Origin of the sequence: Olleya sediminilitoris, from assembly GCF_016785945.1 — a bacterium.
GTDB classification, from domain to species: domain Bacteria; phylum Bacteroidota; class Bacteroidia; order Flavobacteriales; family Flavobacteriaceae; genus Olleya; species Olleya sediminilitoris.
Genome location: NZ_JAEMEF010000001.1, coordinates 210,720 through 235,904 on the forward strand (window position 1 = coordinate 210,720; position 25,185 = coordinate 235,904).

General features: G+C 31.6%; 23 protein-coding genes. 14 read left to right on the forward strand and 9 right to left on the reverse strand.

Translation table 11 applies throughout. From position 1 onward, the window contains the following. Positions 1 to 2: 2 nt before the first annotated feature. Entirely contained in the window at positions 3 to 236 is a 234-nt protein-coding gene (locus JAO71_RS00910) for an acyl carrier protein (RefSeq protein ID WP_013869581.1), read from the reverse strand. 181 nt (positions 237 to 417) lie between these two features. Between JAO71_RS00910 and purN the strand changes: the two genes are divergently transcribed. The 4 genes from purN (at position 418) to JAO71_RS00930 (ending at position 4,619) form a co-directional block, all read left to right on the forward strand. Beyond that, complete coding sequence (gene purN / locus JAO71_RS00915) at positions 418 to 984, forward strand: phosphoribosylglycinamide formyltransferase (protein WP_202998460.1); 567 nt, start codon at positions 418 to 420, stop codon at positions 982 to 984. 27 nt (positions 985 to 1,011) lie between these two features. After that, positions 1,012 to 1,653: a ribonuclease H1 domain-containing protein gene (locus JAO71_RS00920; protein ID WP_116823674.1), complete on the forward strand. Its 642-nt coding sequence runs from the start codon at positions 1,012 to 1,014 to the stop codon at positions 1,651 to 1,653. A 67-nt stretch (positions 1,654 to 1,720) separates the two neighbouring features. Beyond that, positions 1,721 to 2,644, forward strand: coding sequence for a PfkB family carbohydrate kinase (locus JAO71_RS00925; protein WP_116823675.1), 924 nt, complete (start codon positions 1,721 to 1,723; stop codon positions 2,642 to 2,644). A 76-nt stretch (positions 2,645 to 2,720) separates the two neighbouring features. Further along, positions 2,721 to 4,619, forward strand: coding sequence for an amidophosphoribosyltransferase (locus JAO71_RS00930; protein WP_202998461.1), 1,899 nt, complete (start codon positions 2,721 to 2,723; stop codon positions 4,617 to 4,619). A 261-nt stretch (positions 4,620 to 4,880) separates the two neighbouring features. Here the strand turns inward: JAO71_RS00930 and JAO71_RS00935 are convergent, their stop codons facing one another. Beyond that, entirely contained in the window at positions 4,881 to 5,489 is a 609-nt protein-coding gene (locus JAO71_RS00935) for a superoxide dismutase (RefSeq protein WP_028607178.1), read from the reverse strand. Between the two features lie 192 nt (positions 5,490 to 5,681). Between JAO71_RS00935 and JAO71_RS00940 the strand changes: the two genes are divergently transcribed. The 5 genes from JAO71_RS00940 (at position 5,682) to JAO71_RS00960 (ending at position 15,314) form a co-directional block, all read left to right on the forward strand. Then, entirely contained in the window at positions 5,682 to 8,825 is a 3,144-nt protein-coding gene (locus JAO71_RS00940) for a UvrD-helicase domain-containing protein (protein ID WP_202998462.1), read from the forward strand. A 72-nt stretch (positions 8,826 to 8,897) separates the two neighbouring features. Then, positions 8,898 to 10,091: a glycine C-acetyltransferase gene (gene kbl / locus JAO71_RS00945; RefSeq protein ID WP_202998463.1), complete on the forward strand. Its 1,194-nt coding sequence runs from the start codon at positions 8,898 to 8,900 to the stop codon at positions 10,089 to 10,091. 124 nt (positions 10,092 to 10,215) lie between these two features. Continuing rightward, the gene (locus tag JAO71_RS00950; protein WP_202998464.1) at positions 10,216 to 11,658 is read left to right on the forward strand and encodes an OmpA family protein; all 1,443 of its coding nucleotides are present in this window, start codon (positions 10,216 to 10,218) and stop codon (positions 11,656 to 11,658) included. A gap of 69 nt (positions 11,659 to 11,727) precedes the next feature. Next, positions 11,728 to 14,475 (forward strand): PD-(D/E)XK nuclease family protein, encoded by a 2,748-nt coding sequence (locus JAO71_RS00955; protein ID WP_202998465.1) that lies wholly within the window; start codon positions 11,728 to 11,730, stop codon positions 14,473 to 14,475. Beyond that, positions 14,475 to 15,314, forward strand: coding sequence for an alpha/beta hydrolase family protein (locus JAO71_RS00960; protein ID WP_202998466.1), 840 nt, complete (start codon positions 14,475 to 14,477; stop codon positions 15,312 to 15,314). Before JAO71_RS00955 ends, JAO71_RS00960 begins: the two co-directional genes overlap by 1 nt. 65 nt (positions 15,315 to 15,379) lie before the next feature. Here JAO71_RS00960 and JAO71_RS00965 read toward each other — a convergent pair whose 3' ends face one another. Beyond that, entirely contained in the window at positions 15,380 to 16,177 is a 798-nt protein-coding gene (locus JAO71_RS00965) for a universal stress protein (protein ID WP_202998467.1), read from the reverse strand. Positions 16,178 to 16,272: 95 nt separating this feature from the next. On the opposite strand from JAO71_RS00965, the gene JAO71_RS00970 reads away from it, so the two are divergent. After that, on the forward strand, positions 16,273 to 17,598 hold the full coding sequence (locus tag JAO71_RS00970; RefSeq protein WP_202998468.1) for an MATE family efflux transporter: 1,326 nt from the start codon (positions 16,273 to 16,275) through the stop codon (positions 17,596 to 17,598). A 32-nt stretch (positions 17,599 to 17,630) separates the two neighbouring features. Continuing rightward, positions 17,631 to 17,798: a hypothetical protein gene (locus tag JAO71_RS00975; protein ID WP_202998469.1), complete on the forward strand. Its 168-nt coding sequence runs from the start codon at positions 17,631 to 17,633 to the stop codon at positions 17,796 to 17,798. Positions 17,799 to 17,882: 84 nt separating this feature from the next. On the opposite strand, the gene JAO71_RS00980 is transcribed toward JAO71_RS00975, so the two are convergent. Beyond that, positions 17,883 to 18,524, reverse strand: a complete 642-nt coding sequence (locus JAO71_RS00980) for a 2OG-Fe(II) oxygenase (RefSeq protein WP_202998470.1) — start codon at positions 18,522 to 18,524, stop codon at positions 17,883 to 17,885. 93 nt (positions 18,525 to 18,617) lie between these two features. On the opposite strand from JAO71_RS00980, the gene JAO71_RS00985 reads away from it, so the two are divergent. After that, on the forward strand, positions 18,618 to 19,070 hold the full coding sequence (locus JAO71_RS00985; RefSeq protein ID WP_116823685.1) for a 6-pyruvoyl trahydropterin synthase family protein: 453 nt from the start codon (positions 18,618 to 18,620) through the stop codon (positions 19,068 to 19,070). 134 nt (positions 19,071 to 19,204) lie between these two features. After that, a complete protein-coding gene (locus JAO71_RS00990; protein WP_028288971.1) occupies positions 19,205 to 19,960 on the forward strand; it encodes a UDP-2,3-diacylglucosamine diphosphatase in 756 nt (251 codons plus the stop codon). Here JAO71_RS00990 and JAO71_RS00995 read toward each other — a convergent pair. The 3 genes from JAO71_RS00995 to JAO71_RS01005 are packed head-to-tail and all read right to left on the reverse strand — an operon-like array spanning position 19,957 to position 23,379. Beyond that, complete coding sequence (locus JAO71_RS00995) at positions 19,957 to 21,228, reverse strand: MFS transporter (protein ID WP_116823686.1); 1,272 nt, start codon at positions 21,226 to 21,228, stop codon at positions 19,957 to 19,959. The two genes, JAO71_RS00990 and JAO71_RS00995, sit on opposite strands and share 4 nt — an antisense overlap. A gap of 1 nt (position 21,229) precedes the next feature. Then, entirely contained in the window at positions 21,230 to 22,921 is a 1,692-nt protein-coding gene (recJ, locus tag JAO71_RS01000) for a single-stranded-DNA-specific exonuclease RecJ (protein ID WP_028288969.1), read from the reverse strand. 38 nt (positions 22,922 to 22,959) lie between these two features. Then, the gene (locus JAO71_RS01005; RefSeq protein WP_202998471.1) at positions 22,960 to 23,379 is read right to left on the reverse strand and encodes an OsmC family protein; all 420 of its coding nucleotides are present in this window, start codon (positions 23,377 to 23,379) and stop codon (positions 22,960 to 22,962) included. A gap of 61 nt (positions 23,380 to 23,440) precedes the next feature. Here JAO71_RS01005 and JAO71_RS01010 point away from each other — a divergent pair, with 61 nt between their 5' ends. Next, the gene (locus JAO71_RS01010) at positions 23,441 to 24,031 is read left to right on the forward strand and encodes a carboxymuconolactone decarboxylase family protein (protein ID WP_028288967.1); all 591 of its coding nucleotides are present in this window, start codon (positions 23,441 to 23,443) and stop codon (positions 24,029 to 24,031) included. A 70-nt stretch (positions 24,032 to 24,101) separates the two neighbouring features. Here the strand turns inward: JAO71_RS01010 and JAO71_RS01015 are convergent, their stop codons facing one another. Both JAO71_RS01015 and rsmI read right to left on the reverse strand, forming a co-directional pair. Then, positions 24,102 to 24,446 (reverse strand): HopJ type III effector protein, encoded by a 345-nt coding sequence (locus JAO71_RS01015; RefSeq protein ID WP_202998472.1) that lies wholly within the window; start codon positions 24,444 to 24,446, stop codon positions 24,102 to 24,104. A 13-nt stretch (positions 24,447 to 24,459) separates the two neighbouring features. Next, positions 24,460 to 25,134 (reverse strand): 16S rRNA (cytidine(1402)-2'-O)-methyltransferase, encoded by a 675-nt coding sequence (gene rsmI, locus JAO71_RS01020; protein ID WP_202998473.1) that lies wholly within the window; start codon positions 25,132 to 25,134, stop codon positions 24,460 to 24,462. Positions 25,135 to 25,185 lie beyond the last annotated feature (51 nt).

A 25,185-nucleotide genomic window follows, 5' to 3' on the forward strand; every position in this document is an offset into this window, starting at 1 on the left:
GCTTATTTTGCAGCTTCAATATAAGATACAGCTTGACCTACTGTCGCAATGTTTTCTGCTTGGTCATCTGGAATCTGGATATCGAATTCTTTTTCAAATTCCATGATTAATTCTACAGTGTCTAATGAATCTGCTCCTAAGTCGTTTGTGAAGCTAGCTTCAGTTACAACTTCGTTTTCATCAACACCTAATTTGTCTACGATGATCGCTTTTACTCTTGATGCAATGTCTGACATAATTTTAATTTTTTAGTTTTAATTAAGTGGCAAAAATAAAAAACTTTAATTTAAAACACACGTTTACTTAAAAAATGTGCTACTAATTTAAATATTTAAATTGAAGAATTTCTGTTTTAGCCCGTAATTGTTAATAATTATTGCTTTTTTTGTTTGAAGATTTTAACATTGAAACTAGAAAATGAAACGTGTAGTAATTTTTGCGTCCGGAAGCGGAAGTAATGCTGAAAATTTAATAAGGTTTTTCCAAAATAGAGACAATGCGTCTGTTATTCAGGTATTAACTAACAATCCTCATGCCAAAGTATTAGACAGGTGTAAAAAACTAAAAGTTAGCGCATTATCGTTTAATAAAACAGCCTTTACAGCAACAGATGATATTTTAAACCTTCTAAAATCTACCCAACCTGATTTAATTGTATTAGCTGGTTTTTTATGGAAGTTTCCAGAAAACATCTTAAAATACTTTCCAAACAAAGTAATAAATGTACATCCAGCTTTACTGCCAAAATTTGGGGGAAAAGGCATGTATGGTATGCACGTACACGATGCTGTTGTTAAAAATAAAGAAACCGAAACTGGAATAACTATTCATTATGTTAATGAACATTATGACGAAGGTGCTATTATTTTTCAAGCAAAATGTAAGGTTTTAGCATCAGATACAGCTCAAGATGTGGCTGAAAAGATTCATGAATTGGAGATGAAACATTTTCCTGAGGTAGTTAACCAACTATTAAACAAATAAGATTTCCGCTTAAGCGGAAATACTACAATGGGTAAAAAAAAGAAAAAATACTATACGGTTTGGCAAGGACACCATAAAGGTGTTTTTGAAACCTGGAACGATTGTAAAGCTCAAATTAAAGATTATCCAGGTGCTCAATATAAGTCTTTCGCTACATTTGTTGCTGCTAAAGAGGCTTTAAAAGGAAACTACTTTGACTACATTGGAAAAAAAGAAAGCTTTAAAAGCCAACTTAGTGCTGAGCAACTAAAAAAAATAGGACAACCCAACTATAACTCCATTGCTGTAGATGCAGCATCATCAGGAAATCCTGGAATCATGGAATATCGTGGTGTAGACACAAAATCTAAAAAACAATTATTTATACAAGGTCCTTTTGCTGAAGGCACCAATAATATTGGAGAATTTTTAGCTCTTGTACATGGTTTAAGTTTTTTAAAAAAACATGATAGTGACCGTATTATATATACTGACTCTAGAACTGCTATGAGTTGGGTACGCAAAAAAACATGCAATAGCAAACTACAACGTAATGCCAAAAACAAACCTGTGTACGATTTGGTAGATCGTGCTGTTAAATGGTTAAAAGCAAACGACTATAAAACAACCATTGTTAAATGGGAGACAAAAGCTTGGGGAGAAATCCCTGCAGATTTTGGACGAAAATAAGATGTTACGACTATACCAAAATACTCCATAAAAAGCGTATATTTGCGCCTTAATTTAAAACGCTTTTATGAGCAAATTAGTAATTGTAGGTACAGTAGCTTTTGATGCTATTGAAACACCTTTTGGAAAAACAGACAAAATTCTTGGTGGAGCAGCAACCTATATTGGGTTATCTGCAGCAAACTTTAATGTAGATCAAGCAGCAGTATCTGTTGTTGGTGGAGATTTTCCTCAGGAATATTTAGATCTTTTAAAAGATAGAAATGTAGATATTGAAGGTATCGAGATTGTAAAAGATGGTAAAACTTTCTTTTGGAGTGGTAAATACCATAACGACATGAACTCTCGTGATACGCTAGCTACAGAACTTAATGTTTTAGAACATTTTAATCCTGTCGTGCCAGAAAATTATCGCGATGCAGAGATTGTAATGCTAGGTAACTTACATCCTATGGTACAACAAGGTGTATTGGACCAAATGACTAAAAAGCCAAAATTAGCTATTTTAGATACTATGAATTTTTGGATGGACATCGCATTAGACGATTTGCTTGCAGTGATCAAAAATGTAGATGTTATTACCATTAATGATGAAGAAGCAAGACAATTAACAGGAGAATATAGTTTAGTTGTTGCTGCTAGAAAAATTCATGAAATGGGACCAAAATACGTGGTTATTAAAAAAGGAGAACATGGTGCTTTATTATTTCATGATGACCATATGTTTTATGCTCCTGCTTTACCGTTAGAAGAAGTTTTTGACCCTACTGGTGCTGGAGATACTTTTGCTGGTGGATTTGCTGGCTATTTAGCAAGTACTGGAGATATTAGTTTTGAAAACATGAAAAATGCAGTAATCTACGGATCTACATTGGCATCCTTTTGTGTAGAGAAATTTGGAACAGAACGCATGGTTAATTTGACAAAAGAAGAAGTCAATAACCGCTTGCAAGAATTTAAGAAACTAACACAGTTTGATATAAAATTATAAGTCACCAACGCGCTCAAAATTTGAGCGCGTTTTTTAGTTTATTATTTAAAATAACACAACTCACAACACAACAACAATGAGTGATGCTTTAAAACACGAGTGCGGAATTGCACTAATTAGATTACTTAAACCTTTAGAATTTTATAAAGAAAAATATGGTAGTGCATTTTATGGAGTCAATAAAATGTATTTAATGATGGAAAAGCAGCACAATCGTGGTCAAGATGGTGCAGGTTTTGCTAGTATTAAAATGGATACCAAACCTGGAGAACGTTATATAAGTCGCGTAAGATCCATACAGCAACAACCAATACAAGATATTTTTGCTCAAATTAATGAGCGTATTAATAAAGAACTAGCAGAGCATCCAGAATACCAAGATAGTGTTGACTTACAAAAAAAACACATACCATACATAGGTGAGTTATTATTAGGTCACGTACGCTACGGTACATTTGGTAAAAATAGCGTAGAGAGTGTTCATCCATTTTTAAGACAAAATAACTGGATGCATCGTAACCTTATTATGGCTGGTAACTTTAATATGACCAATGTTAAAGAGCTTTTCCAAAACTTAGTAGATCTTGGACAACATCCAAAAGAATATACCGACACCATTACCATAATGGAAAAAATCGGTCACTTTTTAGACGATGCTGTTAGTAAAATTTACAAAGAGCTTAAAAAAGAAGGTTACGGTAAACACGAGTGCTCACCATTAATTGCAGAACGTCTAAAAATTGCAAAAATATTAAGACGTGCTGCAAAAAATTGGGATGGCGGATACGCTATGGCTGGTTTAATTGGTCATGGAGATGCTTTTGTATTACGTGATCCTGCAGGAATCCGTCCAGCATACTACTATAAAGATGACGAAATAGTTGTTGTAGCTTCTGAGCGTCCTGTTATACAGACTGTATTTAATGTAGAATTTAAAGACGTAAAAGAATTAGAACCTGGTAATGCTATAATTGTAAAAAAATCAGGACAAACGTCTATCAAACAAATTCTAGAACCTTTAGAAAGAAAATCTTGTAGTTTTGAACGTATTTACTTTTCTAGAGGAAGTGATGCCGAAATATATCAAGAACGCAAAATGCTTGGTCGTTTATTAATGCCTAAAGTATTAAAGTCTATAAACAATGATACTGAAAACTCGGTGTTTTCATACATTCCTAACACAGCTGAAACTTCATTTTACGGAATGATTGAAACTGTTGAAGAACATTTAAACCAGAAAAAAACTCAAGCCATTTTAGATGGTAATGGTAAATTATCTGCAGAGCGTGTTACCTCTATTTTAAAAGAGCGTCCAAGAATTGAAAAAATAGCTATTAAAGATGTCAAGCTAAGAACTTTTATAACAGAAGATAGTAGTCGTGATGACTTAGTTGCACACGTTTATGATGTAACTTATGGTGTTATCAAACCTACGGATAATCTTGTTATAATTGATGATAGTATTGTACGTGGTACTACTTTAAAGAAAAGTATTATTAAAATGGTAGACAGGTTACATCCTAAAAAGATTGTAATTGTATCTTCTGCACCACAAATACGTTTTCCTGATTGCTATGGTATTGACATGGCTAACCTAGAAACATTAGTAGCTTTTAATGCTGCATTAGCTTTACTTAAAGAAAACAATAAATATGATTTAGTAGAAGACGTTTATAAGAAGTGCAAAGCACAAGAACATCTAGAAGACAAAGACGTTAAAAACTTTGTAAACCAAATATACGATCAATTTACAACAGAACAGATTTCGGCTAAAATATCTGAATTACTAACAGACCAATCTGTAAATGCTGAAGTAGACATTATTTTTCAACCAGTAGCAAACCTACATAAAGCCTGCCCTGATCATTCTGGAGACTGGTATTTTACAGGTAATTACCCGACGGTTGGAGGTAACAGAGTTGTTAATAGAGCATTTATTAATTTTTATGAAGGCAACAAAGAACGTGCTTATTAATAAGTAATTAAACGGGTTTTATTACATGAAATCCTTTAAGCGAATATATTTACGTTTCAACCATAATTTGCGACTATTCAATAATATTGTAATTATATTTGAGGATACCATAACATAAGTAGGTTAAGTTCATGGTAGATTTGGGGCAAAAAAGGTGAACAATGTTCACCTTTTTTATTTGTCTAAATTTTAAATAAAAACATAAAAAAACAGGTTCTAAGATTTTAGAACCTGCTTTTTTTATGATGATTGCTAAACGTCTTATTTAGCCTCAGCGTAACGTTTTTCTACTTCGTTCCAGTTAATTACATTAAAGAAAGCTTCAATATAATCTGGTCTTCTGTTTTGGTAGTTTAAGTAATAAGCATGCTCCCAAACATCTAATCCTAAAATAGGTGTTCCTTCACAACTTACTCCTGGCATTAATGGGTTATCTTGGTTTGGTGTAGAGCACACTTCAACCTTACCTCCTTTATGCACACATAACCAAGCCCAACCAGAACCAAATTGTGTTGCTGCAGCTTTACTAAAAGCATCTTTAAAAGCGTCAAAACTTCCGTAAGCAGCTTCAATAGCATCTTTTAAGTCTCCAGACAAACGTCCTTTGTCTTCCGGATTCATAACTTCCCAAAATAATGAGTGGTTATAAAAACCTCCACCATTATTTCTAACAGCCATATTATTCATATCTAAATTAGCAAGAATATCCTCAATAGATTTTCCTTCTAAATCAGTACCTTCTATTGCACCATTTAACTTGGTTGTATAACCGTTGTGGTGTTTAGAGTGATGTATTTCCATTGTACGTGCATCAATGTTTGGTTCTAATGCATCATACGCATATTTTAGTTTTGGTAATTCAAAAGCCATAAGTGTATGTTTTTTAGTGTTAATATTCAATTATTTCAAAATTAAACATTAAAGCTTTCAATTGAAAATATTTATTGAATCTATTATTTCTATTTAATAATATTTTAACAAGCCTATTTAATTATTAAAGATAGTCTCAAAATATATTTAGCAACCATAATTTTGTTATTATCTTGTCTAAAATTATAGTAAATGTCAACAACTACACCCTTTAAAGTTTATGATGCTTCTGCTGGAAGTGGTAAAACCTATACACTAGTTAAGGAGTATTTAAAATTGTTATTTACTAATAAATTTAATGATGGTTTTAAGCAAATTTTAGCCATAACATTTACCAATAAAGCAGTTGGCGAAATGAAATCTAGAATTTTAGATACCTTACATCAATTTGCAAACCCTAACATTTTAGAAGGTAATGACAGTATGTTTTTGGCTATTTGTAGTGAGTTACGCTTAGAGCCTAAAACAGCACACAATAAAGCAATTGCAATGTTAAATACAATCATGCATAATTACGCAGCTTTTGACATTTCTACCATAGATGGTTTTAACCATAAACTAATCAGAACCTTTGCTCATGATTTAAAAATACCAATTAATTTTGAAGTCGAGCTTGACACACCAACCTTACTTAATCAAGCTGTTGATAGTCTGATTGCAAAAGCCGGTACAGACAAAAAACTGACTAAAGTTTTAATAGATTTTGCTTTAGAAAAAGCTGATGATGACAAAAGTTGGGATGTTTCAAGAGATTTTAACAGCACTGCCAAAGTACTTATTAATGATAACGATATTCCTTATTTTGAAAGTATCAAACATAAAACTATTGAAGATTTTAATGCATTAAAATCAAATTTAATCCAACAAATTAAAGCTAGTGAAACACTAATATCCGAATCTGCAAAGGCTATTTTGGACATTTTTGCTGCTAATGGATTAGACAAAGCAAGCTTTACAAGAGGTACATTATTTAATCATTTTATAAAAGCTTCCGTTTTAGACTTTGATAAGCTTTACGACAATTTACTAGCTAAAAATATAGCTGAAGGAAAAATTTACACAGCTAAATTAGATTCCGCGAAAGCGTCAATAATAGACCAATTATTACCAGAAATAGATCGTGCTTACCATAAAATTAAAACTGCTGTTTTTGATTTAAAGTTTAAAAAATCAGTATATAAAAGTAGCACACCTTTATCTGTTTTAAATGCTATAAATCAAGAACTAAACACTATAAAAGAAGACGAAAATAAGTTGTTAATATCCGAATTTAACACACTTATTAGTAAAGAAATTAAAAATCAACCAACACCTTTTATTTACGAACGTTTAGGTGAAAAATTTAGACATTATTTTATTGACGAATTTCAGGACACATCAGAAATGCAGTGGACTAATTTAATTCCTTTAATAGAAAACACATTAACAGGTCAAAACCTAAAAGGTCAACAAGGTACAGCCATGTTGGTTGGAGATGCTAAACAGGCTATTTATAGATGGAGAGGTGGAAAAGCAGAGCAATTTATTGGACTGACACAAATGGACAACCCGTTTCCTATTCAAAAAAATGTTGTGCGATTAGAACACAATTACCGAAGTTTCAAAAACGTAATTGATTTTAATAATCAGTTTTTTGATTTTTTATCTTCTAACAGTTTTAGCAATTCAGAATATGCCACATTATACAAAAATGCACCGCAAAAACTTGTTATAAAACATGATGGTTATGTACACCTTAATTTTTTAGATATTCAAAAAGAAGATGATCAGGACGTATTATTTCCAGAAACTGTTTTAGATACCATCACTAATTGTCTAAACAATAATTACCAACTAAAAGATATTTGTGTTTTAGTACGAAAGAAAAAAGAAAGTGTAGCTATAGCAGAATTTTTAAGCGATAAAGGCATACGTATTACTTCATCTGAAACCATGTTAATAAACAATTCTGAACATGTAAGGTTAATTGTTAACGTGTTTAGACTTCTGGTAAACCCAAATAACCTAGAAGTTAGAGTCAGTGTTTTAGACTACATTGCAGATCAAAACAATATTGAAGACAAACACCTATATTTTAAATCAAATTTAGACTTAGATCTTCAAGAGTTTTTTGACAATTTAAAGCAATATAATGTTGATTGTAATCCAAATTATCTTATCCAATTATCGCTATATGACTTAACCGAAACTATAGTAAGAAGTTTTAATTTAGCGCAAACATCCAATGCATACATCCAATATTTTTTAGATGTTGTTTTAGACTATTCTCAAAAACAAATTTCTGATATTCCTGGATTTTTAGACTATTATGATTCTAAAAAAGATACTCTTGCAATAGTTTCTCCAAACAATCAAAATGCGGTTCAAATCATGACCATCCATAAATCAAAAGGCTTGGAGTTTCCGGTTGTTATTTTTCCTTATGCTCAATTGGATATTTACAGAGAAATAGAACCAAAGGAGTGGTTTCCGTTAAATGAAACAAACTACAGTGGGTTTTCAAAAATATTACTAAACTATAATAAAGATTTTGAATTCTTTGGATCTATTGGAGAAGCAATACACACAAAACATAGGTCAGAACAAGAATTAGACAACTTAAACCTTTTATATGTTGCGTTAACAAGACCTGTAGAACAACTATATATTATTTCTAAAAAAGAAAAAGAGACAAAAACAGGTGTCACTTTAAAAACATATTCCGGCTTATTAACAAACTACTTAATGCATAAGGGATTGTGGAATGAAAACCAATTAGAATATACTTTTGGTAATCCAAAAAGAGAAATAACACCAGATGCAAACATTGAAACCAGCAAAGAAATTGAACAATTTATAAGTGTAGATAAATTGGATCATAACATTAAAATAATCACTAAATCTGGATTTTTATGGGATACAGATCAGCAAAATGCCATAGAAAAGGGTAACTTAATACATGATATTATGGCTGATATTAATACAAAGGATGATATCGACAAGGCTATAACAAACTACTTAAATGATGGTTTAATAAATAACAAGCAAGCAGCTCTTCTAACTCAAACTATAAATCAAATAATAAATCATGAAGAAATAGCGCAATACTATACAAATGATTACCAAATTTATAACGAGCGTGATATTATATCAAAATCAGGAGCAATTATAAGACCAGATCGCTTAGTCATAAAAAACAACACAGTAAGTATTATTGATTACAAAACTGGGCTTCCTGACCCTAAATACAGAGAACAACTAGAAAACTACTCTGATATTTTAAAAGAGATGGATTATAAAATTGATCAAAAAATATTGATTTACATAAACGAAAATATAAAATTAGTAACCTATTAAATCAAAAGAATTTTAACAACACATAACTATAAAGCAAACATTAATTAAATTTGCACTACTAAAACAACAAACATGTATAGCAGTATCAAACAACATTTACAACAAGAAATACAAGATATAAAAGATAATGGTCTATTTAAAGAAGAGCGTATAATAACCTCTGCACAAGGTGCCGAAATAACTTTAAATACAGGTGAAACAGTCCTAAACTTTTGCGCAAATAACTATTTAGGGTTATCATCTCATCCAGAAGTAATTAAAGCAGCACAAGACACCATGGACACTCATGGATTTGGAATGTCTTCTGTTAGGTTTATTTGCGGTACACAAGACATACACAAAACCTTAGAAGAAAAAATAGCCAATTTTTATGGCACTGAAGATACCATACTTTACGCAGCAGCATTTGATGCCAATGGTGGTGTTTTTGAACCTTTATTAGGTAAAGAAGATGCAATTATATCAGACTCTTTAAATCACGCTTCAATAATCGATGGCGTTAGACTATGTAAAGCTGCGAGATATAGATATCAAAACAATGATATGGCAGACTTAGAAAAACAACTAATTGACGCTAACAAAAATGGAGCAAGATTTAAAATTATTGTTACCGATGGTGTATTTTCCATGGATGGCTTAGTAGCTCCTTTAGACAAAATTTGTGACTTAGCAGACAAATATGATGCAATGGTTATGATTGATGAATGTCATTCCGCTGGTTTTATTGGAGAAACAGGTCGAGGTACATTAGAAGAAAAAGGTGTTATGGACCGAATAGATATCATTACCGGAACTTTAGGTAAAGCTCTAGGAGGAGCAATGGGAGGATATACAACAGGAAAAAAAGAAATTATTGAATTGCTACGTCAACGTTCTAGACCATATTTATTTTCAAACTCATTAGCACCAGCTATTGTTGGAGCTTCAATTAAAGTGTTTGAAATGCTAGACAAAGACAATTCGCTTAGAGATACATTAGAAGAAAATACAAATTTTTTCAAAAAAGGAATGAAAGATGCAGGTTTTGACATTATAGATGGTGACTCTGCAATTGTACCAGTTATGTTATATGATGCAAAATTATCTCAAACCATGGCAAATATGCTTCTAGATGAAGGTATTTATGTTATTGGATTCTTTTTTCCAGTAGTGCCTAAAGAAAAAGCAAGAATACGAGTGCAGTTATCTGCTGCTCACACAAAAACACATTTAGAAAAAGCCATCAAAGCCTTTATTAAGGTAGGTAAAGCACTGGAAATTATTTAGAAACAATCATAATTGGGTCGCAAAAAGAGGATATAATCAATATTTTTATATATTTGTCTTTGTTAATATTATTTAACAACTTATTTTTGCTTCTAATTAACACTTAAAAATTAAATTTTTGAATATGAAAAATCTTAGCAGATTATTGTTCACAATGTTACTTCTAACAAGTATGGGTAACGTTATGGCTCAAGACGAAAACAACCCGTGGGCTATTAACTTCGGTATCAACGCAGTAGATGTATATCCTGTAGGAGAAGATGCTCCTCAAGGAGGATACTTTGAAGAATTCTTTAACGTAGAAGATCACTGGAGTATATTACCTTCATTATCAACTATCTCTGTTTCTAAATATGTTGGAGATAACTTCTCTGTACAAGCAGGTGGTTCTATCAACAGAATTAACAAATGGGGACAAACAGAAGACAACTTCACAAACCCTAGTTTAAGAGTTAATGATTTAGCATATTATGCTGTAGATGGTAACGTAAGATACCATTTTGCAAATATAATTGGATCTTCAAAATTAGACCCTGCAGTTGGTATTGGAGGTGGTTACACATGGATCGAAGAAGGTGCATATAACACATTCTCTACAGAAGCTGGTTCTAACAATTCAGTTGGTGCAGGAACATTAAACGCATCTTTAGGATTAACTTACTGGTTTACTGACAACATTGGTTTTTACGTAGAATCAAAATATAAGCATTCTTTTGAGGATTACTTAACTAAGCATTTCCAACATTCTGCAGGATTATCTGTTAGATTTGGAGGAACTGATACTGATGGTGACGGAATATATGACAAAAACGATGCTTGTCCAGATGTACCTGGTTTAGAAGCTTTCAACGGTTGTCCTGATACTGATGGTGATGGAATCGAAGATGCAAAAGACTCTTGTCCAAACGAAGCTGGTTTAGCTGAGTTTAACGGATGTCCTGATACTGATGGAGACGGTGTAGCAGATAACAATGATGACTGTCCAACAGTTAAAGGTTTAAAAACATTAAAAGGTTGTCCTGATGCTGATGGTGACGGTGTAGCTGACGCTAAAGATAAATGTCCAAGTGAAGCTGGTCCTGCTGCAAATGGAGGATGTCCTTGGCCAGATACTGATGGTGACGGTGTATTAGACAAAGATGATAACTGTCCTAAAGAAGTAGGTACTGTAGCAAACAATGGTTGCCCAGAAGCTCCAGCTGTACCAGACCAAGTTGTATTAGATAAATTAAATAGCTATGCTAAAACTATCTTATTTGATACTGGAAAATCAAGCTTCAAAAAAGAAACTTACTCTGTATTACAGTCTATTACTGCAATATTAAAAGAATACCCAGAGGCTAACTTTACAATCGAAGGTCACACTGATAGCGTTGGAAGTAAAACTACTAACCAATCATTATCTGACTCTAGAGCTAACGCTGTAATGGCTTACTTAATCGAAAACGGAATTGATTCTGCTAGATTAAATGCTTACGGTTTTGGTGAAGATTACCCAATCGACAGCAACAAAACTAAAGCTGGAAGAGTTAACAACAGACGTGTTGAAGTAAAACTTAAAAAATAAGTTTTAGTCAAACACTAAATTTTATAGAAAAACGCTTCGGGAAACCGAAGCGTTTTTTATTTTTATATAATGACAAACTTTATTCAAGATGTAATTCTAGATTTAAAAAATCAAAACGCATCTTTTAGCGATCTAATCTTTATACTTCCAAGTAGAAGAGCTGGTGTGTTTTTGAGAAATGAATTAAGCTTGGTGTTAAATCAAACAATATTAGCTCCTAAAATTCTGAGTATTGAAAACTTTGTAGAAGATTTGTCCAATTTAAAATCAGTAAGCAATACTGAATTACTCTTTCAATTTTATAATACATATTTAGAGTTAACACCAGAAAATCAAAGAGAACCATTTGATACTTTTACAAAGTGGTCTCAAATTATACTTCAAGATTTTAATGAGATAGATCGTTATTTAATCCCTCAAAAAAAAATATTTGATTATCTAAAAGCTATCAAGGATTTAGAACATTGGTCACTTCAAGCTAACCAAACTGAATTAGTGACTAATTACTTAAGTTTTTGGAATAAATTAAATGACTACTACACACACTTTACAAAAAAATTAATTGACAACCGCCAAGGCTATCAAGGACTATTATATCGTGAAGCTTATAACAATATAGAGTCTTATATTGAAGAAAGTAATTCAAAACACATATTCCTTGGTTTTAATGCACTTAATGAGGCAGAGGAACACATCATACAAAAATTAATTAAAAATCATTTAGCATCTATTTATTGGGATACGGATCAAACATTTATTGAAAATAAAATACATGATGCTGGCTTATTTATTAGACAGCATAAAACTAATTGGAGTGTATTTGAAAAACAACCGTTTAATTGGCTAAACAATTATTATAAAACGGATAAAAACATCAACATATATGGAGTACCTAAAAATATAGGGCAAGCTAAAGCTGTTGGAAAAATACTAGATAACTTATCAAGCACAGACCCAAATCTAAAAAATACAGCAGTTGTTTTAGGAGATGAAAACCTATTAATTCCAATACTTAACTCGGTACCAAAATCTGTAGATGTTTTAAACGTGACTATGGGATTTCCTTTAAAGACTATACCCTTAGCTTCTTTATTTGAACATTTATTTAACCTTCAAAAAAAGCATAATAACAAACTTTATTATAAAGAAGTTATTAGCCTATTATCACACCAATATATTCAACCATTATTTAATAACGGAAGTGCAATTACACTTATTGATACAATAAATAAAAACAATATAGTGTATTTAAACGAAACTTCGTTGTTAGAAATAACTAAAGAGGAAACTTCATTAATAAAGCTACTGTTTGGAAATTGGAAAAATAACCCAAATATAGGTTTAGAAAATTGTTTCGAACTAATAACAACAATTAAAGAACAACTTTCAGAAGATAAAAAAACAAACCAATTAGGTTTAGAGTATCTATTTAGGTTTAACACCTTGTTTAATGAAGTAAAACGTTTAAACGACACATATAATCACATTAAAGACATTAAAGGTTTATATAGTATTTACAAAGAATTATTAAGCTCTGAAACTTTAGATTTTCAAGGAGAACCGTTACAAGGTTTGCAAATAATGGGAATGTTAGAATCACGTGTACTTGATTTTGAAACTGTTATTATTACCAACGTAAATGAAGGTATTTTACCATCAGGAAAAACAAACAATTCTTTTATTCCTTTTGATGTTAAACTAGAAAACAAACTACCTACGTACAAAGAAAAAGATGCAGTTTACACCTATCATTTTTACCATTTGTTACAACGTGCTAAAAATGTTTACATTTTATATAACACCGAAATTGACACATTATTAGGTGGCGAAAAAAGTAGGTTTATCAATCAGCTAGAATTAGAAGGCATACATAAAATTAATCATCAGATATTAACACCAAAAATTCCTAATTACAAAAAAGAATTAGCTGTAATTACTAAAACAGAATCTATAATTAGTCAACTAAAAACAATTGCGCAAAAGGGTTTTTCTCCTTCATCATTGACAAGCTATGTTCGTAATCCTATTGATTTTTACTATCAAAAATTATTAGGAATCTCTGATTTAGAGGAAGTGGAAGAAACCATAGCTGCAAACACATTGGGTACTGTTGTTCATAATACTTTAGAAGCTTTATATATTCCTTTAAAACAACAGTTTTTAACAGTAGAAATTATAAAATCTCTCAAACCTAAAATTAACGAATTAATTACCAAGTATTTTAAAGAAGAATATAAGGATGGTGACATGACTAAAGGAAAAAACTTGATTGTTTTTGAAATTGCTAAACGTTATGTTTTAAACTTTTTAAACCTTGAGATAAAATCATTAGAAGCAGGAAATACTATTAAGATAATAGATTTAGAAGCCCAAAGCAACCAAGTCTTTACAACAGTTAAAGGTTTAAATTTTTCTGTGAAATTACGAGGAACTGTTGATAGAATAGATGAATTTAATGGCGTTACAAGAATTATAGATTACAAAACAGGTAAGGTAGACCAAAGCAAGGTTTCGGTTATTGAATGGGATGATGTATTGACAGATTATACTAAATACAGCAAATCATTTCAGGTATTAATGTATGCCTATATGCTAAAAAAAATGAATCTTGTAGAGTTACCTTTAGAAGCAGGTATAATTTCATTTAAAAACTTAAGTGCTGGTTTTATTCCTTTTACAAAAAAAGAACAAGTTAGAGGTGGTAATAAAACAACACTAATTACAGCTGAAATTTTAGAAGAATTTGAAATTCAACTACATAAATTAATTCTAGAGATTTTTAATCCAGAAATAGATTTTATAGAAAAAGAATTATAATGGAAATTAAGAATGAAGTTTTAAATAGAAAAGCACAAAAACCAATTATTTTTGATTTGTTTTTTAAACAAACTAACAAACCTAAGGCGTTGGTTATTTTTTGTCATGGATATAAAGGTTTTAAAGATTGGGGACCATGGGATCTTGTTGCGCAACATTTTAAAAATAACGATTTATTTTTCGTGAAATTTAATTTTTCTCATAATGGAGGAACAGTTAAACAACCTATAGACTTTCCTGATTTAGATGCTTTTGCAGAAAATAATTACAGTAAAGAGCTGCAAGACCTTGATGATTTAATTAACTATTTACTGAGTCAAAATAATGACTATTTATCAGAAATAGACATTAATAATATTACACTAATTGGACATTCTAGAGGTGGAGGCATAGCAACTATTAAAGCATCTGAAGACTCTAGAATAACCAACTTAATAACGTGGGCTAGTGTCTGTGCATTTGGAAAACGAACATCTACTACAGGAGATTTAAAGCAATGGAAAATTGATGGTGTAAAATATGTTTTAAACGGAAGAACAAAACAGCAGATGCCGCATAATTATCAATTTTATTTAGATTATAAAGCCAATAAAGAGCGATTAAACATAGAAAAATGTTGTAAAAAAATAAAGATTCCACATTTAATAATTCATGCTATTGATGATCCATCTGTTAAATTTGAAGAAGCTAAAAATCTTCATAAATGGAACCCAAATAGCAAATTATTTAAATTAGAAAACAGTAATCATGTGTTTGATGGTAAACACCCTTGGGAGGAAAAGAATCTTCCTAAAGCTTTGGAAGCAGTAACAAAACAAAGTCTAATGTTTATTACCTAACCATATACTAAACACCATAATGATTATTATATAGTATTGATAATAAATATTCAAACAAAGTACTTTTATTTCAAACCACTTAGCACTAAAACAGGAAAACTAGCAATGTAAAAATCACGCTTTAAAATGCTGTTTTTTTCCCACATTTTATTAAAAAAACCACGTTTACGTCTAACTACACAAAGTAAATCTGGATTTACTGCTTGATGATGCTCTAAAACACCTTGGTATGTCGTTGCATTTTCTGTTTCAACTTTATGATCAATTAAACTATCAAGTTGGTTATTTACTACAAAATCTTCGGTTTTATTAAAAGAAGTTTTTACAAGTAATAAATTTAAAGAAGCATTAAAATGTTCTTTTATATTAATTAAAGGTTTTAAAGCATCAACCTTTTGTATTACTGTAGATTTTAGTGCAAATAAGATAGAATGAATAGGCTCAAACACATAGTTTTCAGGAACTATAATAGCAGGTATATTGGTTTGCTTAATGATTTTACCTGAAGTTTTACCTAAATACACATCGTCTTTATCAGAGTTTGTTCTTGGCTCAACTAACAACAAGTCAATATTCAAATTAGAACAGACGTCATTTAATGTTTTAATTAACTTTCCTTTTAAAGCCTTAACCTCAATATCTACATTTTTAGTATCTAATTTTGAAACTAATTCATTTAAAAAATCTAAACTGTCACGTTCTAAAATCTCATCTACCTTAGTCATTGATCCTGACATGGTGTATACATTATAAATTTGTACAATATATAATTTAGCCTCAAACTGTTCTGCAAAATCAACTGCATATTGTAAATGACTTTGAGCGTTTTGAGAAGATCCTACTGCAACTAAAATAGAGTTCATAAAATATGTGTTTAGAATACAAAAATAGAGAAATTAATTAAGTTAATTTAAACCAAAGTTTTACGACCTTTACATCTTAACATTCAGTTTACATTTTGAGTCTTTCCATAAGTATAAAACATATAAATAAATTGGCTATTCCAGCTTTAATTGCTGGCATATCAGAGCCCATTTTATCATTAACAGATGCTGCTGTTGTGGGTAATATTCCTGCTAATGCAACAGTATCTTTAGCTGCTATTGGTATTGTAACCACATTTTTATCAATGTTAATTTGGGTTTTAGGACAAACGCGTAGCGCTATTTCTTCAATAATATCACAACATGTTGGAGCTAATAAATTAGAGCAAGTCAAAAATTTACCAGCTCAAGCTATTTTAATAATCACCACTTTAAGTTTAATTATAATTGCAACCACCTACCCTTTTGCCTCACAAATATTTAAACTATATAATGCCTCTGGTTTAATTTTAGACTACAGTGTGGACTATTATAAAATCCGTGTGTTTGGATTTCCGTTTACATTATTTGTTATAGCAGTGTTTGGCACTTTTAGAGGTTTACAAAACACTTTTCACCCAATGATAACAGCTATTATTGGAGCTAGTTTAAATGTAATTCTAGACTTTGTATTGGTTTATGGTATTACAGACCTAATACCTCCAATGCATATTAAAGGTGCTGCTTATGCAAGTGTTATAGCACAAATTATAATGGCTATAATGTCAGGGTATTTACTATTAACAAAAACGTCTATTCCACTACGAGTAACATTTCCGTTTAATAAACAAATCAACAATTTTGCTTTAATGATTTTAAACTTATTTGTACGCACATTAGCACTAAACATAACCTTATATTTTGCGACAAAATATGCTACAAGTTATGGCGAAAACTACATTGCAGCTTACACAATTGCTATTAATTTATGGTTTTTAGGCGCTTTTATAATAGATGGTTATGCAAGTGCTGGCAATATTTTATCTGGTAAATTATTAGGCGAAAAAAGCTATAATTTATTAATACAACTTAGCAACACTTTAATTAAAATAGGAATACTACAGGGTATTATAATAGCTGTTTTAGGCACCATTTTTTATTACCCAATAGGACAGATTTTTACTAAAGAACCCGAAGTTTTAAATCAATTTTACAACATATTCTGGATCGTATTAGCCATGCAACCACTATGTGCATTAGCCTTTATTTTTGACGGAATGTATAAAGGTTTAGGTCAAATGAAAGTTTTACGAAACCTATTATTACTATCCACAATATTGGTTTTTATACCTGTATTATTAATAACAGATTATTACAATTTAAAACTAACAGGAATTTTTATAGCTTTTACCTTTTGGATTATAGCTCGTGGTGTACCGTTAATTATATATTTTAGAAAACAATTTTTACCACTTACTTAAAACACGTAACTTTACAACATAAATTTAACAAAATGTTATTAGCACTACTGCAAGTAAATATTGAAGAAAAAATTAAAAACGCTCCAGATGACAACTATCAAATTGGTGTTTTAATTGGATCCTATTTACCATTAATTGCGTTAGTAATAATAGCTTATTTGTTATATAGATATAATAAAAACCGAAACAAAGCACAATAAAACATGAGCGATTTACTTTTTCCACTACTAGCACTATTTGTTATCATAGCCTACTTTTATAACAAGTTTCGTAATCGTAGATAATTAACGCGTTTTAAGCCAACCAGTAATACTTAATCTTTTAGTATGTACTGGTTTGACTTCGTGTTCTAAAATTTGGCTTTCAAAAATTACAACACGACCAGGAAAAGGATAAATAACACGCTCTACTTCTTTACCATTTTTGTTTAAATACAACACTAATTCTCCACCATTTTCAGGTAACCAATCTTCATGATTTAGGTAACATACAAAAGATAATTTACGTCTATCATCATTTTTAAACGTATCCAAATGACGCTTATAAAATGTACCTTTGGGGTAAATCGCATAATGAAACTCTTTATGTAAAATCCCTAAAAAGCATGTCTTATTTAAGTAATCAACTAGACTATTAATTTTACTAAAAAACAAAGTCTCGGCTATATTAGCCTTAACCTCATCAATCCATAAAATAACATCACCTCTAATAGATTTAACAATAAGTTCATCAAATTTATTACCTATAGCAGCCTTTTTAAAAGCATCTTCCTCATATTTTTCAGTAATAGACGCACGCAAAACACTTACATCCTCAGGACTAAAAAAATCATCAATAATTGCAAATTGTTGACTAGCAATATCACTAATAATACGTTCATACTGTATGTTTTCAACAAAATCTAAAGCCTCAAAAAGCTGACTCATAATGGTCTAAAATTTAAAAAAGTGCGCAAATGTAATCTATTAACCCTTCGCTTTTACAAAATCAATATCTTTGCACAATAAATAATTAAGTCAATGAGCAATATTCGCATAACAAAACAATTTACTTTCGAGACAGGACACGCATTATATGGTTATGACGGAAAGTGCAAAAACGTCCATGGACACAGCTACAAACTAGACGTTACAGTAATAGGCACACCAATATCTAACAAAAACAATGTTAAATTTGGAATGGTAATAGACTTTACAGATTTAAAAAAAATAGTAAAAGAAGACATCGTAGATGTTTTTGATCACGCCACTGTATTTAACAAAAACACACCACACGTTGAGCTAGCCAAAGAGCTTCAAGACAGAGGACACAATGTACTATTAGTAGACTATCAACCAACTAGCGAAATGATGGTTATAGATTTTGCAAAAAAAATCCAAGACAGACTACCAAACGACATCAAACTACACTCATTAAAACTATCCGAAACCGCAACCAGTTACGCGCAATGGTACGCCAGTGATAACCAATAAATAGTTTGGGCGTTACCACAAGGGTCGCGCTATCACTACTCGCTCTCTGCGAGGAGCTCAAACAAACCGTTCTATCGCTAACGCACACACCAGCCAAAAACAAACCTCAAACACTAAATAAGTATCTTTGCCATATGCAGATTCCAAAAGGAAAAAAAATATATTTTGCCTCAGACAACCATTTAGGAGCACCAACACAAGCGCAATCCTTACCACGTGAAAAAAAGTTTGTAGCATGGCTGGATATGGTTAAACAAGACGCAGCAGCAATATTCTTACTAGGAGATATGTTTGATTTTTGGATGGAATACAAACGGGTTGTACCAAAAGGATTTACAAGAACCTTAGGTAAACTAGCCGAAATTAGTGATTCCGGAATACCCATCTACTACTTTGTAGGTAACCATGACCTTTGGATGAACGGTTATTTTGAAGAAGAATTAAACATACCAGTATACCATAAACCACAAGAGTATACCTTTAATAATAAAACCTTTTTTATAGGTCATGGTGACGGTTTAGGACCAGACGACAAAGGCTATAAACGCATGAAAAAAGTGTTTACAAATCCAGTTGCAAAATGGTTATTTCAACGCTTACTACATCCAGATTTTGCATTACGATTAGGACAGTATATGTCTGTAAAAAATAAAATGATTTCTGGAGACGACGATGCTAAATTTTTAGGAAACGATAAAGAGTGGTTAGTCCAATACTGCAAACGCAAACTAGAAACCAAACATCGTGATTTTTTTGTCTTTGGTCACAGACACTTACCTTTAAATATAGACTTAGGTAATCAATCAAAATATGTAAATTTAGGTGACTGGATTCAGTATTTTACCTACGGAGTTTTTGATGGAGAAAACATGGAGTTAAAAGAGTATTAATGCTCTTCCTTTTCATGCTCTTCAACATCTTTTGTTAAATCAAGATCACGAAGTGGCTGATTTTTAACACCAATTATAGCAACAATTATAAGTGTAGCTGTCCCACCAAATATTACTGCTAATGGAGCACCTAAAAGTTTGGCAGCAATACCACTCTCAACAGCTCCTAACTCATTAGACGACCCAACAAACATAGAGTTAACTGCACCTACACGACCTCTCATATGATCTGGCGTCTTTAATTGTAGAATAGTTTGTCTTACTACCATTGAGATTCCGTCAAAAACACCTGCTATAAACAACATTAAAACACTTAGCCACATTAATTTTGAAGCACCAAAAACTATCATACATAATCCGAAACCAAAAATAGAAACCAGTAACTTTTTACCTGTGTTTTTTGTTATAGGAATGTAAGTTGTCGCCAACATTGTCAAAATACTTCCTGAAGATAATGCAGCATTTAAAATACCTAAACCTTTTGGCCCAGCATCTAAAATATCTTTTGCAAAAACTGTAAAAATAGCGACAGCTCCTCCAAACAAAACAGCAATCATATCTAATGTTAATGCACCTAAAACCACCTTGTCGTTAAACACAAAACTAAGTCCTGCCTGTAAGCTTTCTTTTACTGTTTCTTTATTTCCGCTATTTAAAATTGGCTTTTTATTAATTAAAAACACCAATACTAAGGACAACATTACTAAAAAGAATATAATACCAAGTGTATGATGTACACCAATCCAAGCTATTAAAAATCCTGCAGATAAAGCTCCAAAAACACTTGCTCCTTTCCATGTACTACTACTCCATGTTGCTGCATTAGGATAAATCTTTTTAGGCACAAGTAAGGCTATCAAAGAAAAAATAGTTGGACCAAAAAAGGCTCTTAAAACACCTCCAAAAAACACCAATGCATAAATACTATATAAAATAGTTGGCATTTGCCAAGTGTCTTCAATGGTATTGGAGGTCAACCAAAACAGTCCAAAGCTAATTAAAGAAAATAGCGTAATACAAAGTGCAAATAGATTTCGTTTTTCTTTTTTATCTACAATATGTCCAGCAAAAGGAGCAAGAAAAAAAGCTGGCAAAAACTCGCATAAACCAATAATAGCAAGACTTAATTTATTATTAGTCATAGAGTAAACTTGCCATTCTATTACCACAAATTGCATAGACCAACCAAAGACTAAGGCAAATCTTACTAATAAAAAGATATTAAACTCTCTTATTCTTAATGCTGCGTAAGGATCATTTTTAGCCATATTATTCTTTTATATCTCTAATTTTTAATTGCAAGGACACGTTTCCATTCCAATGGTTTTCATCTACAGAATAAACAGCCTTAAATAATTGTCTATTCTTAATTAAATGTAATCTATCTCCTAGATTAAAACCAATACAAACAAATTTTTCAGGTCCAGATTGTGTCGCTGTAAACCTAATGTGCTTATCGTCTTCACCAACACACTTACCATAACCTGTATCTTTTAAATTTTCGGTCATAAAAACTGGTGACATATTTCCTGGACCAAATGGAGCAAATTGACTAATTATACGCCAAAATTTATCTGTAATATCTCCTAATTCCAATTGGCTGTCTATTTTTATTTCTGGAGTTAATAATTGCCTGTCAATTGTCTTGCTAACCTGATCTTCAAACGCTTGCTTAAAGGCTTCGTAATTTTCTTCTTTGAGCGTTAAACCAGCTGCATACATATGTCCTCCAAATTGCTCGATATGTTCAGAGCATGCTTCTAAAGCATTATAAACATCAAAACCAGTAACAGATCGTGCAGAAGCTGCTAGTTTATCTCCACTTTTAGTAAATACTAAGGTTGGTCTGTAATACGTTTCAATTAATCTTGAAGCAACAATACCAATCACGCCTTTATGCCAATCTTCTTGATAGACAACAGAAGTCAACCTATCTTCTTCTTTATTTTGTTTAATTTGTTCTAAAGCTTCAACAGTTATAATCTTATCGGTTTCTCGTCTATCGGAATTAAATTCTTCAATTTCTGCAGCATAAGTTATAGCTGTATCTAAATCCATTTGTGTTAATAAGTCTACTGCATATTGACCATGTTTCATACGTCCTGCAGCATTAATACGTGGTGCAATTGTAAACACGACATCTGTAATGGTTAACGTCTCTTTTTTTAATTGATTGATAATTGCTTTGAAACCTGCTCTTGGGTTTTGATTAACGACTTGTAAACCAAAATAAGCCAATACACGGTTTTCTCCTGTTATTGGTACAATATCTGCACCAATTGCTGTAGCTACTAAATCTAAATATGGAATTAAATCTTGTATTGTTTCGTCTGAAGTTTCAGCTAATGCTTGTATTAATTTAAATCCAACACCACAACCACACAATTCTTTATATGGATAATTACAATCGCTCTGTTTTGGGTCCAAAACAGCAACTGCATTAGGCACTTGACTTCCTGGTCTGTGGTGATCACAAATTATAAAATCAATACCCTTTTTTTCCGCGTAAGCGATTTTATCTATTGCTTTGATACCACAATCTAATGCCACAATTAGTGTAAAACCATTGTCTTCTGCAAAATCAATTCCTTTATATGAAATTCCATAACCTTCATCATATCTATCAGGAATATAAGTCGCTATATTAGGTGTTTTGGTCTTTAAATAAGAAGACATTAGTGCTACCGAAGTTGTACCATCAACGTCATAATCGCCATAAACCATTATATTTTCTCCTGCTTTAATAGCTGCTTCAATTCTTGCTACAGCCTTATCCATATCCTTCATTAAATATGGATCATGAAGTTGGTTTAAATTAGGTCTAAAAAAGGTTTTTGCGTCTTCAAAGTTAGTAATACCACGTTGCACCAAAAGTTTAGCTATGGCTTGATCTACATTTAAAGCCTCTTGTAATTGCTTGACAGTTTCAGGATTAGGTTTTGGTTTTAAAGTCCAGCGCATGTAGTCAAATTAAAAAGGGTGTAATTGCTTTAGCAAATTTAATTGTTATGAAATATTATATTAATCTTCACGTCTGCAAATTGTCTAAACATTTCCATGACTCCACAATATTTTTCGGCAGACAAATCAACCGCTTTTTTAATTTTAGACTCGTTTAAATCCTTACCTGTAAAATGATAATCTATTGTTACTGTGTGATATATTTTTGGATGCTCATCTGTTAATTGCCCTTCAACAACCATTTTATAATCATCAACCTCAACTTTCATTTTTTCTAAAACAGAGACTACATCTAAGCCAGAACAACCTGCTAATGATGATAACATTAAGGCTTTTGGAGATAATCCTTCACGTTCTTGTCCTTCTACATCTGTATCCATCATTACATGATGACCACTTGGGTTATCAGAATCAAATAACATATTCCCTTTCCAATTGGTTGTAATTTTATGCGACATAATTAAATTATTTTTCGTTTATTGATATCAATCAAAAATACTATTTAAAAACGAAAAAACGATGCCATTAGTAACACCTTTAACAGCAGATCACGATTTAGAAACTAAAGAATTGGCTACATTCTTTAACGAAACCCTTGGATTTTGTCCAAATTCTGTCTTAACCATGCAACGTAGACCTGCTATTAGTAAAGCCTTTATCAATTTAAATAAAGCTGTTATGGCTAATGAAGGTCGAGTAACCTCTGCTTTAAAACGAATGATAGCTTGGGTTAGTAGTAATGCCACAGGATGCAGATATTGTCAAGCTCATGCTATTAGAGCTGCAGAACGCTATGGAGCAGAACAAGAACAGTTAGACAACATTTGGGAATACCGTACACATCCTGCTTTTAATGATGCAGAACGTGCTGCTTTAGATTTTAGTTTGGCTGCAAGTCAGGTACCTAATGCTGTAGATAGTGATATACAAAAGCGTCTACACGACCATTGGGATGAAGGAGAAATAGTAGAAATGCTAGGTGTGATTTCGTTATTTGGATACCTTAATAGATGGAATGATAGTATGGGAACAACTTTAGAGAATGATGCTATTGATAGCGGAAACCAATATTTAGGAAAACATGGGTTTGAAGTTGGGAAACATGTTTAATTAAACAAATTTACTTTTACAATAAAAGCCTTGTTAGTACTAACAAGGCTTTTTTGATATTTATTAATATCTATTTTTTAGTTAATGGATTGTTTTCAAAATCCAAACCTTCAAAACCTGTTTTTATAAAATTTCTTATGTTTTGGTGTCCTGATCCACTTGGGTCTTTCAATACCTCATCAAAATAATATTGACCAAAACAGGCTAAAGTTTCGGTTTTAGATAAATTTTCTGCTTTAGCAAATGCAAAAACTTTACATGAACCTGAATTTTGTCCTTCGGCATTTTGTAACGTACCGTTTGTGAATGCTGTTGGTGTAAAATTAAAGTAAGTGTCCACTACGTCCATTGTTTCCGCGAAAGCGATAGTATTAGGAGCTGTTTTTAATTTTGTTTTAAACTCTTGAATGGTCATTTTTTAATATAATTTATTTAGATTTTCCTGCTACAACTATAACTATTTCACCTTTTGGTGGTTTATTAGTATAATGCTCTAATACTTGTTTTGCTTTACCACGAATGGTTTCTTCATATAATTTGGTTAATTCTCTAGAGACTGATACTGGTCTGTCCTCTCCAAAATACTCGCAAAAATGTCCTAATGTTTTATTTAGTTTATGTGGACTTTCGTAAAAAATGATAGTTCTGGTTTCTTCGGCTAAAAGTTTTAGTCTGGTTTGACGTCCTTTTTTAACTGGTAAAAATCCTTCAAAAATAAACTTATCGTTAGGAAAACCACTGTTGACCAATGCTGGTACAAATGCTGTTGCACCTGGTAAACAGTCTACTTCAATATCATGCTCTACGCAAGCTCTAGTTAATAAAAAACCTGGGTCTGATATTGCTGGTGTGCCTGCATCACTAATTATTGCAATGGTTGTACCTGCTTTTAACTTTTGTATTAAGCTGTCTACCGTTTTATGCTCATTATGCATATGGTGACTTTGCATTTGTGTTGTGATTTGGTAGTGCTTTAATAATTTTCCTGAGGTACGTGTATCTTCGGCTAAAATTAAATCGGCAGCATTTAAAACTTCTATTGCTCTAAAAGTCATGTCTTTAAGATTACCAATAGGTGTTGGGACTATGTATAATTTACTCATTTTCAATTAAATCAGATTCAAATTTACAATCTTTTTGATATATAAGAAGCA